General features: G+C 41.6%; 12 protein-coding genes. All 12 read right to left on the bottom strand.

What is annotated here, in order from left to right:
• On the bottom strand, window positions 1–950 hold a 950-nt coding region (locus IIB39_10645; GenBank protein ID MCH8929156.1), incomplete at its 3' end, for a hypothetical protein.
• Between the two features lie 2 nt (window positions 951–952).
• Entirely contained in the window at window positions 953–1,480 is a 528-nt protein-coding gene (locus IIB39_10640; GenBank protein ID MCH8929155.1) for a TlpA family protein disulfide reductase, read from the bottom strand.
• Complete coding sequence (locus IIB39_10635) at window positions 1,477–2,316, bottom strand: redoxin domain-containing protein (GenBank protein ID MCH8929154.1); 840 nt, start codon at window positions 2,314–2,316, stop codon at window positions 1,477–1,479. Before IIB39_10635 ends, IIB39_10640 begins: the two co-directional genes overlap by 4 nt.
• A 203-nt stretch (window positions 2,317–2,519) precedes the next feature.
• The gene (locus tag IIB39_10630) at window positions 2,520–3,896 is read right to left on the bottom strand and encodes a hypothetical protein (protein MCH8929153.1); all 1,377 of its coding nucleotides are present in this window, start codon (window positions 3,894–3,896) and stop codon (window positions 2,520–2,522) included.
• A gap of 155 nt (window positions 3,897–4,051) precedes the next feature.
• Entirely contained in the window at window positions 4,052–4,819 is a 768-nt protein-coding gene (locus IIB39_10625; GenBank protein ID MCH8929152.1) for a 5-deoxy-glucuronate isomerase, read from the bottom strand.
• 2 nt (window positions 4,820–4,821) lie between these two features.
• The gene (locus tag IIB39_10620) at window positions 4,822–5,883 is read right to left on the bottom strand and encodes a transaldolase family protein (GenBank protein MCH8929151.1); all 1,062 of its coding nucleotides are present in this window, start codon (window positions 5,881–5,883) and stop codon (window positions 4,822–4,824) included.
• A 24-nt stretch (window positions 5,884–5,907) separates the two neighbouring features.
• Entirely contained in the window at window positions 5,908–6,801 is an 894-nt protein-coding gene (gene iolE / locus IIB39_10615) for a myo-inosose-2 dehydratase (GenBank protein MCH8929150.1), read from the bottom strand.
• The gene (gene iolD / locus IIB39_10610; GenBank protein ID MCH8929149.1) at window positions 6,801–8,666 is read right to left on the bottom strand and encodes a 3D-(3,5/4)-trihydroxycyclohexane-1,2-dione acylhydrolase (decyclizing); all 1,866 of its coding nucleotides are present in this window, start codon (window positions 8,664–8,666) and stop codon (window positions 6,801–6,803) included. Before iolD ends, iolE begins: the two co-directional genes overlap by 1 nt.
• Before the next feature lie 81 nt (window positions 8,667–8,747).
• Complete coding sequence (locus IIB39_10605; GenBank protein MCH8929148.1) at window positions 8,748–9,722, bottom strand: Gfo/Idh/MocA family oxidoreductase; 975 nt, start codon at window positions 9,720–9,722, stop codon at window positions 8,748–8,750.
• Window positions 9,723–9,727: 5 nt separating this feature from the next.
• Window positions 9,728–10,621, bottom strand: a complete 894-nt coding sequence (locus IIB39_10600) for a hypothetical protein (GenBank protein ID MCH8929147.1) — start codon at window positions 10,619–10,621, stop codon at window positions 9,728–9,730.
• A 99-nt stretch (window positions 10,622–10,720) separates the two neighbouring features.
• Window positions 10,721–11,479, bottom strand: coding sequence for an MBL fold metallo-hydrolase (locus IIB39_10595; protein MCH8929146.1), 759 nt, complete (start codon window positions 11,477–11,479; stop codon window positions 10,721–10,723).
• A gap of 16 nt (window positions 11,480–11,495) precedes the next feature.
• Window positions 11,496–13,079, bottom strand: coding sequence for a sodium/solute symporter (locus IIB39_10590; GenBank protein ID MCH8929145.1), 1,584 nt, complete (start codon window positions 13,077–13,079; stop codon window positions 11,496–11,498).
• Window positions 13,080–13,460 lie beyond the last annotated feature (381 nt).

The raw sequence follows: 13,460 nt of genomic DNA, 5'->3' as shown, positions 1-13,460 counted from the left end.
CGTAAATCATTTTGCCGCTGAACTCTTGAAGGGTTTTGGTATGGACCGATAGGCGAATCGAGAACGTTTGGGTCAGCCGCAAAATTATGGAAGTTCTTATACTCCAGTCGCAGATTAGGGAAACCGCCGGATCTCCCTACTGCCATATAAAAACCGTCACCTTTAACTTCTGAGTTCGATTTTATCTTATTTTCAGCGCGTTCGAAATAGAATTGCCAGTCGTCGAAACCCTCATAAGCCGCATAGATTGAGTAAAAATCAGTCTCCCTGTCATAGTCTTTAATTCTAAAACCCGAGTTATTTCTGTTAAGCAACGTGCCGTCGGGAGAAAGAGTATCCCTGTTAACATTAACAAATGATACTCCAATATTAAGGCTATTTATCGGTGAGATTGAAAAGTCTACAGCAGTAACGTTATTATAGTCCTGACTTGCCGTGTTTTCATCCAACGTCTCATAGAAGAGATTGTTCCCTTTCAAGAACGTTGCGGATAACCAATCGTTGTCATATTTGAATTTTGCGCCGTTTTCAAGTCTGTTGTCGTAAAATATCGACCTGTCCTCATAGAGATTCAATGTGAGACCACGCCCGAAAAGCTCTTCGAAAGTGCCTGCGTTTAACGAATAATTTTCATTGTCGTAGTAGATGCTCCAATTGACAATATCATTTCTGTCCAGACCATACTCAGAAGGATCATCAAATTCATACCTGAATGTGGCGAACCAGTTTTTGTAAACCGCTGATATATCCGCCCAATTTTCAAAAAAACCAGTTGTAACACCGGAGGAATTCCCGGAACCTGACATTTGAAGATTTTGCAGGCTATTGAGTCTCGTACCGTCGGCGAAACGAACGTTATTCGACCCATAAAAACGAACGTCCTGCGAATAAGCAGTCGATATTGTGAGCGCCATTGTCACGGCAAAGGTTCCTGCTCTCTGCCAATTCATTCTTATTCCTTCTTTTTCCATGAACCGGCCGCCACCAGTTCAGATAACTGCTGGTCAATCTCTTCTTCCCACACGCCTAAAAATCCTGTATATATCCTAACCACATTGCCGGAAGCATCTATAAGCACAGTTAGCGGCAACGCTGAACCGCGGAAATTGTTTAAAAGTTTTCTGTTAGGATCCAGCGGAATAGTGAAATTTAGAGAATGAGCCGATACAAAAGACTTAACAGCGGAAATGGTCCTGGTATCATCCACATTTACTGCAAGGACTACGAGTCCATCCTTGCCATATTTATTTTCTATCTCTTTAATTATAGGAAACTCCTTTCTGCAAGGAGCGCACCATGTCGCCCAAAAGTTCAGTAGTAAGGGGCTCCCTCTATAATCCTTAAGACTTATCCTTTTTCCCGCCAGAGTTTTCATCTTGTAGCCCGGAACGCTCCCCTGTAAAGGAGATATCGGAAAGGCGGTTTCCGTACCAAAGAAAATAATAAGCGCTGTTGTAATCAAACAAAGATTTGTTTTCATTTTAAGAGAGTTACCTTTTGTACCATATGCCTGTCTCCTGTTTGCAGCTGTGAAAAATATATCCCCGAAGATACGCTCTTTCCATTTCTGTCCTTACCATCCCAGATATAAGAATAAGCGCCCGGTCCGAGCGTACCATTAAAAAGCGTGATAATTTCCCTACCGAGTTGGTCGTAAATTTTCAATTTCAGGGTCGATCGGACATTTAGATCAAAGGATATCGTCGTGGATGGATTAAATGGGTTTGGATATGCATTGTGAAGTTCTATTTCATTTGGTAAATTTACAGGGTCATCCTCAACAGACACAACTACGGTAGTATTATTATCTATGATCTCGTCTAATGTTTCAAGGTCAAATGCTACTTCGGAATATATTAAGCGACCGTCAGCGCTAACGATTGCGTTGTACGGAAAGGCGGAAAATGCTAAAGAACCGCTATAACTCGCAAATACGTCTCCTTCATCTATTACAACTAAATGGGTAATTAGATAAAGACCCACCCACAGCTCCGCCGTATCAATCTGCTCCTTGAAACCAATCGATAACACTTGAAAATTTCTGTCTTTATACTTCTCCCACAGTTCTGTTTGTATTTCAGGCGCTTCCTGCTGGCATGGAGGGCACGCGAACCACCAGAATGTGAGCAGCACGACATCTCCGCTATAGTCGAAAAATGTAATCTCGGTGCCGTCATAACTTTGTAATGTGAAATCAGAAACTACATCGTTCACCTGATATTGAGCATTAGCGGTTGAAAAAGTCAACAGCGCCAAAAACAGTAACATGGCTGCCTTCTTCACTTTTTTTCCGTTTTCATATACACTGTCCTTCATTTAGTGTATCGTAAATATAATACATATTTACATATAATTAAGCTTCACGATAAGCTCAGTAATGAATATTTCTAACACTGATAATACATTTTATTGCGAATTATATATGTAATCCAGCTTCCAATTTATACGTTATAGCCAGAAACTCTTTATTCGCAATTTACCGTATATTAAGATCTAAATATAAAATTATTGTAAATAAGTCAGTATTTCATCAATGGAGGGACAGCTAAATGCTGATTAAAACGATTGTTCCAGACAGTTATCATCGGAATACCCGTTAACTCAATTCTATCCAAATAATCGTGTTTGATCTCTATTTCCGCCATATCTCTTAGAGCCTTGACCTGTCGGATAATTCCTTCTTTATTCAGGGTGGAATCTTCATTCGCAAAAGAGCCCAAACCTTTTATACTTAAAAAATACGTGCTCCACATCTTAACGTCCTCTTTCACTCTATCAGCGGACTGTAAACCGATCTGTTTTGCTCTTACAGCGAGATAGTGATCGGTAACGCTGCTTTTTAAAAAATCAGTCATTGTTTTGCGAAGGGACGCGCGACTGCTTTTATCTATTGGATAATTATAATTCCTTAGCATCACCGTGACGTCATGTCCATCCCACATAAAATCGGGTGTTTTTATGACCGGCAAAGAAAGGTCAATATCGTCGGATATCGTCAATTCTTCGTTCATAATTTGCGATAACGGAGACTCGTCATCTTCATTCAGTTCCAGTCTCCTTTCAATAAATTTAATGACCGCTTCAAGACCGTCTCCTTTCTGTTTTACAGTTACGGGCTTCATAAGTTTTGATACATAATCATCTGCCAATACGCTCTCCATCCTTGCCTGAAGTACCTCTTTAACTTGAGAGTGTTTTATACTTACCTGATATGGGGTTAAGATTATATCCTGAGACGCATGTTCAACGTAAAGAACAGCAAATCCGTTTGGTAATTTTAGAATACCTGACATCTCACCAACGGCTGTCTGATAAGCGGATATTTCTACTTGAAATGGAGCAGTACCGTCCCCCCAGTGAAATGACGAACCTCCAATGCGAATCATAGAATCACCTTCAGATTCTTTTAACAAATCCTTAAAGTTCCCCCCGGATTTTTTAAATTTAATCCAATTATCCGCGATGTTTTCATCTTCCGTTACCAATGTCTTAACTGTCATACGAATCAATGACTTTCTCAGCGCAAGATCGATTATTTGTGAATCGGGAGCTGCATTAGTTCGAATCTCTTCAAAGAAAAGTTCACGAATCAATGATTGCTGTTCTATAAACTTTATTGCTTCCTTGTAATCAGGTGAATCCTCAAGACCTCGTTCTTTAGCCAATTGACTCAAAGTTAATTCGTCAATCAGCATGTCCAGGGCCCGTTTATTCCTGTCTTTATGCTTATGAATCCCGGGGATTGCAGTAAGCTCTATCCGTCTTACCATCTCACTTTTTATGATTGGCACACCGTTGACGACCGCAACAACTTCTTCAATGATTTGGTCGGTTTTCTTTTCACAGCTGACCAATAATAAGATTGCTGAAATAACCAGAATCTTTCGGTAGCTCATTATATTAATTCCTTCCAGTACGACCATAATGAAATATAAGGATTAAAAACATTATTAATTTGTTTCACCAGACTTCACATGGTAAAAGTGAGACTATTGATGAGCCGCAAAGACATAATTTAATGGCGTTATTTATCTGAGAAGCATCGACATATTTACTCTAATAACTTATCGAATGGCTTTGTGAATTCAAATCCCGTATACGGCGCATCGTCAAGATGTCTGATTGCCCAGATATAATACATATGATACCCCGGCGCCGACACCTGACTGTGGTCCTTAGAATCCGTTATCTTTAATAAGTCCTGATGCTTGATATTGAAGACATCCTCACCGAGCTCTCCATGACCATATCCTTCTTGAGGAGAGAACTCATAATAGTAAATTTCCGGCTGAATATGGTGATGCGGTGGATAACTGCTCCACTTGCCCGGGAAATTTAATACTTCTCCTAAAACTAATTTCGCGTTCTCCGGTGCAATCGTTCTGTCAAAAACCAATCGAACCAGACGATAACACGTTCCGTCAAGTATATTCTCTCCTCTTCGCTCAACATCGATTTCTTCGGGAAGATATATTTTCCCATCAAATCGGGAGCTGTTCAGAGTGCTTATCACAGCCAGGCGAGTATCTTCTTCTGTTGTAATTTTAATTTCATCTCCCGCAGGAAAATGTGCAACTACAGGGTTTTGTTCAATCCAGTTATTCCTGTCGAATTTTATTTCTTGATTATTGTACTCCAAAGTGCCCTTTCCTTCGATAATCAGGAGTGCGGTTTCACATTCATTCGAAAGAATTGTCTCCTCTGAATTTGCGGTCATTTGCAGGATTTGAAATCTCAAACCTGTATCATCGTCAGGCGTCAGGTATTCATTGTAGCCGGCTGAAAACGTCTTATCCCGAAACAGCTTAACAAGACTCATTATCAAGTACCGAGTATTCGTCCGCGTACTATGCTTACCAAACTATCATAGCCGCTTAGAAATTGACTGAGAGTATTAACAGACGGACCGAATTTTAGGAAATCGTCAACACCCATACCGTCTTCCTCGTAAGCCATTCTGAAGTCAACGAACTTCTCCGATAGTTGCTTGACTATTTCCGGATCAACATCGTCATCCATTCGTGCCTTTACATCTATATCGGATTCATTAAATTTATTCCACCAATCGTAGGGCATACTGATGACGACCTTGCCTCCAACTAATTCTGACCAGTGCATATGACACCTGAAGGCTGCGGACAGGAGTTTACTCTTGTATCCTCGCTCATTGAATATCTTGTATGCCTTTTTAAATATTGCCACGCCCGCCCAGTCCAGATAATCGGAATCAATCGAAATATTTTCTTCACTCATAACCCTTCTTAATTGATCATCTATTCGTCCTACCATTATAGTAACGTAAGGAGAGAGATTGGAGGTATCCACTCCGTTTTCTTCTGCTCTTTTCCAACCCCGTTCTACAGCTTCGGCACATTGAATCGCCTGAGGGAGGGAAAAGCTGACAGTGGCGTTGGTGGTAATACCTTGACTTACCAGTTCTTCAATAGCATCAAGTCCCGGACCAATTGCCGGGCATTTTATGGCTATGTTTGGCGCTAATCCCGCCAAATGCTTCGCCTGCTCCACCATTTTCTCAGGATTCTGATAATACTTTGGATTCACCTGAAGCGAGAGCTTTCCTTTCTCACCATTTGTCTGATGATAGACAGGTTCGAGTATTTTTGCCGCACGGGTTCCAATATCATCTACTAAATCCCATGTGATTTCATCTTCGGTTCCATTGGGATTTTCCGAGATCAGCCGGTCAATGACAGGCAGCCACTCATCAGGTTTATTTTCGACGACCGCCTTAATAATAACCGGATTGGAGGTGGCTCCTACCGCGCCCTTATCAACAGCATCCTGCAATTCTTTCAGATCACATGAATCATTCCACCAGTCGCTCCCGAAGTCGCTGGTAATTTGCATTTTTGATTTATCCATCTATCACCTTCTAACGTTAATAATTTATACGTTTACCAATTCGTTTATATATCGTTTTGCGATTTTAGCATATTTAAGCGGATTAGTTTTGGCTGGATCTCCTTCGGCTTCCACTATCATCCACCCATTATAGTTCGACCCCATAATAACATCGAAAATCGGATTAAAATCTATCATACCGTCTCCCGGAACAGTAAAAACTCCTTCTATAACTGAATCCAGAAAGGAAGCATCCTCATCCAACATCTTGGTCATAACGTTCTCGCGAATGTCCTTCAGGTGAATATGACGAATACGATCCATATATCTTTCAAAAACCGGTAGCGGGGCAAACCCCGAAAACAGCATATGGCCTGAATCCGCGCACAGGTAAACCTTATCATCCGCGGTAGAGGACATCAATCGGTCAATCTCCTCTTCAGTCTGAACTCCGGTTCCCATATGGTGGTGGTAAGCAGGGAATATCCCATAAGTATCGCATAATTCACCGGTTTTTTTTAAGCCTGTAATGAGACGATCCCATTCTCTGTCATCAAAGACCGGTTTATTTGATAAAGGCATATTCCTTTCGCTATGGACACTCCCGCTGCACTCCGCAATGTTTATTACATTTGTTCCCATTGCCGAGAGAAATTCAAGGCTCTCTTTAATCCCGGACAGCTCGGCTTCCAAATCGTTGTTCTCGACAAAAAAAGTGGAATGCCACTTAGAGGCTAATGTTAATTCATATTTCGTGAGCAATGGTTTTAGGGCGCTGACTTCGGTTGGATACTTATGCCCTAATTCCGTTCCCGCATATCCTGCTTCCTGCATCTCGGATAGACATCTGTCAAGCGAAATGTCCGCTCCCAGCTCGTGAATATCGTCATTCGACCAATTGATAGGTGCGATTCCCAATTTTACATTCTGCTGACTCACTAAAAATACCGTTCTTTCTTTACTTTTTCCTCATATTCCTTTCGCGCTTCCTGTACCGTCTTCATATCTGAAACTTCCGCTATCGGAACATCCCACCATGATTCGTAGCCGGGAACATCAGATGGTTCAAGTTCAATGACGATTGCCGTGGTCTTTTCATTTCCCCTAGCCTGTTTCAGCGCGGAAATAAACTCTTCGCGTGTTCCGGCTTTGATGCCTTCAGCGCCGAGGGAAATGATATTCTCTACAAAGTCGATTTCAAGAAAATCACCCGTTAGTTTTCCCGTCTTTGCGTCTCGATGCCGTAACTTATTTCCAAATCCCAAACTTCCGAGGCTTTTCGACAGACCATCGATACTACCATAACCATGATTATTCACGATGATAAGAATAATCTTCTTATTTTCCTGAAGAGACGTGACAATCTCAGTGTGCATCATAAGGTAAGAGCCGTCTCCGACCATAACGAAAACATCACCCTCCTCTTTTGCAAACTTTACACCCAAACCACCGGCAATTTCATATCCCATACATGAATAGCCATATTCCATGTGGTAATGTTCGCCGTTCTCCGCCCGCCATAGTTTATGCAGATCGCCCGGAAGGCTTCCAGCGGCGCCGACTAATGTATCCTTGTCGGTCATGAATTCATTCAAAATACCGATCAGTTCGCCTTGAGTGAACTTTTCATTATTTTCGGATGAGAATATTCGATCACACTCTTTATTCCACTCATGAACTAATTTTTGAATGGTCTCTTCGTAATCCCGAGAAACAGAGTAATCGTTATCCGACAGCATTTGGCTCAGCCTTTCCAAGGTTGCCTTCGCATCCCCTACCAGCATCAGCGATGAATGCTTACCCGCATCAAACGGCGATACGTTGATGGTGATGAACTTCACGTCAGGGTTCTGAAATTGTGTTTTTGAAGCTGTGGTAAAATCGGATAAACGAGTTCCTACAGCAATCACAAGATCAGCCTCTTTCGCAATCCGATTGGCGGCTGAAGTTCCTGTAGCCCCGATTCCCTGCAGGTTCTTATCATATTTCCAATTAAGAGAACCTTTTCCCGCTTGAGTTTCGCCGACCGGTATTCCGGTGGACTCGCAAAATGCCGCCAATGCATCAGTAGCTCCGGAATATATCACACCGCCGCCTGAAATAATCAGCGGTTTCGCGGATTTTTTGATTAATTCCGTTGCACGATGTAACAATGTGCTGTCAGGGAGCATACGCGGAACGTAGTGGACTCTCTTTTCGAAAAATGTCTTGGGAAAATCATATGCTTCGGCTTGCACATCCTGCGGCAGAGCAATTGTCACTGCCCCTGTCTCCGAAGGATTTGTAAGAACACGCATCGCCTCAGGAAACGACGTAAGAATCTGCTCCGGTCGATTTATACGGTCCCAATAACGGCTCACAGCTTTAAGGCTGTCATTTACCGACAGGTCCTGACTGAGAGGATGCTCCAATTGTTGAAGAACGGGCCCGACGTTCCTTCTTGAGAATGTATCGCCCGGCAGTAGAAGTACCGGAACTCTATTGATAGTAGCGCCAGCCGCCCCGGTTACCATATTAGTAGCGCCGGGACCTACCGAAGAAGTACAGGCGAATGCCTTCATCCGGTGATTTTGTTTGGCAAAAGCCGCAGCAATATGCACCATCGCTTGTTCGTTCCGGGGAAGGTAATGAGTGAACTCCCCATCTTGCTCAAGCGCCTGCCCTATTCCTGCAACATTTCCATGACCGAATATTCCCCACATTCCTGCAAAAAACGGGTGACTATCATCATCTAACTCAATCCACTGAGCTTTTAAAAAACGAATAATGGCTTGAGCAGTGGTTAACCTGATAGTTTCTATCATTCTATTTTCTCGATCTTGTCTGATTTATTTAGGTTCAATAATTTACTAATAATTCTGTAAAAAAATAACGGTCAGTTTAATTTATAGACCTAATCCCACTTTTTCATATATATTTTCCATGAGCTCAACATTCTTATATCCGTCAAGATATGTGGCGACCAGGGCATTTTCCCCGGAATCCCGACCTAAAAGCCTATCCACAAATATCTCGTCTTCCTGTATGAAACCCCATCGCTCGTCAACAGGAAGCGTCGAAAAATTTAGTTTTTCAACCGGCACATTTAAGTCCATACAAAAAGTAACAGTTTCCATCTCATCACTAACGATAGAAGCGTGAACTCCATAAATTTCCACCCGTTCAAATGGGAATATCCATGTTGTGTGAGCGCTGGATGAAAAAACGCCGTGAATCCCATTTTCCATTTCGAATATCATGGAAAAATCATCCACGCACGGGTAAACCGATTTTGACCCAACAGCCGTGACCTCCTTCACCTCACCAAACAGATAACGCACCATATCAATAAGATGAAGCGTAGATTCAAATAGGAATCCGCCTGTGATTTTAGAATCGCTGGTCCATGGCGGAACTTTGAGCTCACCGCGGTTCATTTTTATGTTAAAGGATTTCGGCGTGAGCTCCCCGTTCTTTATCAGTTCTTTCATTTTTTTGTAAACAGGGGCAAGCCTCCTGCTGAATCCAAGCTGGTAAACGCCCCCTTCTTTTTCAGCAGCATCCACTATCTTCTGAGCGTCTGAGAGATTTAATGCAAAAGGTTTTTCACAAAAGACGCCCTTACCCTGATTCAATACCTTTAGCGTTAAATCTGCATGGAACTTATTGGGAACTGTAACATAAACGGCATCAGAATCAGTAATGACATCCTCAGCGCTGGAGAGCGCCTGCATCCCGAAATCGGCAGCAAATCTTTCCCCGCTGTCATTCTGAACATCGTAAACTGAACCCAATTTCACGGCGTCATTTTGCTGCAATATTCCGGCATGGGTTCTCGCTATCGCTCCTGTTCCGATGATGCCGATTGTTACGCTGTCCATGTTATTTATTTCCCGGAAGGATAGTCATCGTCAATCCTCGCTATGACATCCTGATACGTGAGGTCAAAAGGTCCCTCTTTTTCCAACTTCATTGAGGTAACGGCGGCGGCAAACCTGCACGACTCCCCGGGTGACGCATTTAATCGACTCGCAATATACGAGACCATCGCTGTATCGCCGCGACCCGTTCGGCCATTTATAGAATGAGGAGTGAACTGCGCTTCAAATACTTCGTCTTCAGCATAGACTAACATACCGTGTTTATGTGTGATGACCACCTCACGGGGTCCCCATTCAGCGATTATTCGCGCTGCCTTTGCTATCTCCTTTTCACCCGTAATAACTTCTGCTTCAACGGAATCCGCTTTAACCGTGTGAATCTTTTTCAATCCGCGTTCCTTATCGGGCCAATCAACGAATATCAAATCCTTACCGTCTCTAACCCGTAGTACACCCTGTAGGTCCAGGGACACTTTTTCAAACTTGGAGGTTATCTGTTCAATTAGGTGTAGAGGTACTTCCCCTGCCATGATGGGTCCTATATGAAATATTTTGGTGGTGATATCCGGTATATGTTCTGTTTTAAATTCACCTGCGAACGCAATCGGTTCACAAATTCTTCTATCATGATTTTCCCCATAATATGTATTCTTAATACCACTGGTTACTTCAGTTTCGTAAGAATAAACTTCTATACCATCTTTTTTCATTACGTCAAGGTAAGAGAAATCATCCCTGGAAAGAAGAGTAATAGCTGCAACGGAATAATTCAACTTCGATAAAGCCATAGCGCCATAATAAACAGCTCCGCCAATAGCTTCTTTTTCCTTTCCATTGATGACCAATATATCTTTTGCAATATGCCCTAATATAACTACATCATAATTCGCAATATTCACAGTATCGGTAGCTCCCGAGTTTTGATGAAAGAATACCGGCTTTAAAATGGTTGAATTAAAAGTCTATGATTCGTAAGAATTCGCTCTTTGAGGGCATATTTAGATTTTAATCTCAAGCCCATCATATGCAACGCGTAAATTATTATAAGGAGCTAATTTTTCAACTAATTCTTCATGAGACAGGTTATTATGCCCGATATGAGAGATAATGAAAGATATTTTCGGATATTTTTTCGCAATTTTAATAACGCTGATAACGTCAATGTGGTCAGTACCGCCGTCATAACCCGGTGTATGGAATATGACGAGGCTCGCCTTTTTGACCTGTTTTTTCTCATAATCGCTTAACGTTAAACTTACGCTGTCGTTAAAATGAACTATGCGTTTATCACCATTTATGATGATCAAACCGTGGGTTGGTACCTTATGATTTACCGCGAATGCTTTGAATTTTATGTGCCCTATTTTAACCGTTTCCCGGTCATGCATTATATGAAATTTACACCTATCATACAGCCGTTCAGTCGTTTCGAAATTTGCAAGCGCAGACATATTACCATATACTGGAATTTTTTCTGCATTCCACCACTCAAATTCGGTTATTCCTCCGACGTGATCCCAATGTTTGTGAGAAAGAAATATCGCATCTATTTTAAATATTTTTTCTTCATTCACTATCCGTCCGATGTCGATGGGCGTATCGAGTATAATTGCTCCCGATTCGTTTTTTATTATTACACATACCCGGCGACGGCGGTTTTTTCCTTTAGCATCTCTTGCAATCTTACACCGGTCGCACTTACAACCGATTGCAGGGATACCCCTCCCGTCACCTGTTCCGGTAAATTTTATTTTCATAAAGATTTTCCTCCGTTTACCTGAAGACCACGTTCAATACGACTAATGATATGGCGAGGACTATGCCGAAATACCCGACTTTTTTCGAATCCATAATAAAAAGTTCTTTCCATTTGATCCTTTGTCCTGGTGATAGATATGATGCGATTGCTAATATCGCATAACCCAATACGATGACCCATCCTGTCCGGTTTAACCAATTCATATCAGGGAATATGAAATATCTGAATAAGAGCGATACCACTGCACTGCCGACAAAAATATATGTAACAAGTTTCCTCGGAGCATTGGAGCAGAACACCGCTGCCAGAAGTAGTATCGTAAAAGATGCCTTTATATGATAAGATATCTCGTTAGTCAGAAGTGAAAGAGGGAAATTAAATCCATGATATTTTATATAGATAAGTGAAAATGCGAACATAATCCCGGAAAGCGCTATGAATCCGATTGAATTCCTTCCAATATTAATCAACTTTTCATCCGAAGCATCTTTATTAACGTATCTTTTATAAATATCAAAAGTAAATAGTGTGCTCACGGAGTTCACTATGGAATCCACCGTACTCATCAGAGAAGCAAATAGCCCCATCAATACGAATCCGCGGACCCCCGGAGACAGCAAGGTGTTTATCAACACTATGTATGCCTGGTCAGGATCAGCCAGGGGTTTATGAAAACCTACCAGCGCAATTGGCGGTATTATTATCAAAGCTGCAAAAATATATTTTAAAAACCCGCCGACTATCAATCCGATCTGAGCATCCTTTAGAGATCGTGCAGCAAGAGACCTTTGCAGAATTACCTGGTTTGCGCCCCAGTATTGGATATGCAACAGGAGCATACCGAAGAACACGGCAGGCCAAGGTACTTTCGGGTGATCGGATGGTAAGAAAAGATGCATCAAATGATCTCTTCCGGTCGTGATATTTGCATAATTGTCAGGATTATACAATTCCGAGAAACCGCCCACTGCTTTTACCGCTAATACCAATACTATAAATGCGCCGCCTAACAAGGTAACCAACTGAATCATGTCCGTACGAACCACCGCGGCAAGGCCACCGAAATAGACATATACAGAAGAAAACACGCCCATTAGAACCACAATGATGTAAAGCCTGACTACAGGGTCTGAATGAAGAAACTGCAATTGATCTGCAAAAATACCGTTTATTGCGATGCTTCCCCAGTAAAGCGCTCCTCCCATGTAAACAATTCCGAACAGAATCAGGGAAAAGATAGCATAACTCAGAGCTACGAAACTTCCAAATTTTGCCTCGAAGAACTGTGTAATGGTAAATACTTTCATACGCAGATAGAGTGGAACAAAAAAGAAAGCAGCGAGAAGAATACCAAAGACTGCATCTATCTCAAAATTTGCCCACGCAAGACCGTAAACGTATGCAGCGCCGCCCATGCCGATAAAATGACCTGCTTGAATGTTGGTAGCGATTGTGGACATCGCTATAGCAGGCCAGCGAAGACTCCTTCCACTCAGAAAATAAGTAGCGGAATCTTTTTTCTGCTGACCGCTTTTATACATTCCAATCAGGAAAATGACTACGAAATAAACGAGTACCATTATCAGATCTATATTCATCTTAAGGGCGCCTTTTTTTTGTTAATTCTTCCGCTGTCATTTTTACAAAATAATATTTTTGTATTTATTTCTCGGAAAGATAATTTTGCGGATATATAAGAGTCAATGATTTAATTTAATAAAATGTGTATTAATATTTTATGATAAACCAGCTGAAAATTCCTGCCGCAAAACCTCGAATAGCATTTTTCTTTTCATATGTCTTGTGCACATTCAGACGTGCTTTAAACAGAAATTTAATCAAGAATCTAATTGGGATTTACGGTTATATATGTGACAGTAATATTAACCTCTATGGAAATAATTCCACTCAGTTTTTAATAATTCAGTAATTCTTACTTTTATTTCGGTAATTCCATAATCACAAAAACAAAGCCCTGC

It is taken from the genome of Candidatus Neomarinimicrobiota bacterium (assembly GCA_022573815.1).
GTDB lineage: Bacteria > Fidelibacterota > SORT01 > SORT01 > SORT01 > JACZTG01.
Note: the sequence above shows the minus strand (reverse complement) of the source record. Positions and strands in the feature narration are given on the sequence as shown.

Coding starts and splice junctions, on each gene's coding strand:
- iolD (MCH8929149.1), bottom strand. CDS start 8,666: ATGATAGAAACTATCAGGTTAACCACTGCTCAAGCCATTATTCGTTTT.
- IIB39_10595 (MCH8929146.1), bottom strand. CDS start 11,479: ATGAAAATAAAATTTACCGGAACAGGTGACGGGAGGGGTATCCCTGCA.
- IIB39_10590 (MCH8929145.1), bottom strand. CDS start 13,079: ATGAATATAGATCTGATAATGGTACTCGTTTATTTCGTAGTCATTTTC.
- IIB39_10635 (MCH8929154.1), bottom strand. CDS start 2,316: ATGAAGGACAGTGTATATGAAAACGGAAAAAAAGTGAAGAAGGCAGCC.
- IIB39_10605 (MCH8929148.1), bottom strand. CDS start 9,722: ATGGACAGCGTAACAATCGGCATCATCGGAACAGGAGCGATAGCGAGA.
- IIB39_10625 (MCH8929152.1), bottom strand. CDS start 4,819: ATGAGTCTTGTTAAGCTGTTTCGGGATAAGACGTTTTCAGCCGGCTAC.
- IIB39_10640 (MCH8929155.1), bottom strand. CDS start 1,480: ATGAAAACAAATCTTTGTTTGATTACAACAGCGCTTATTATTTTCTTT.
- IIB39_10630 (MCH8929153.1), bottom strand. CDS start 3,896: ATGAGCTACCGAAAGATTCTGGTTATTTCAGCAATCTTATTATTGGTC.
- IIB39_10620 (MCH8929151.1), bottom strand. CDS start 5,883: ATGGATAAATCAAAAATGCAAATTACCAGCGACTTCGGGAGCGACTGG.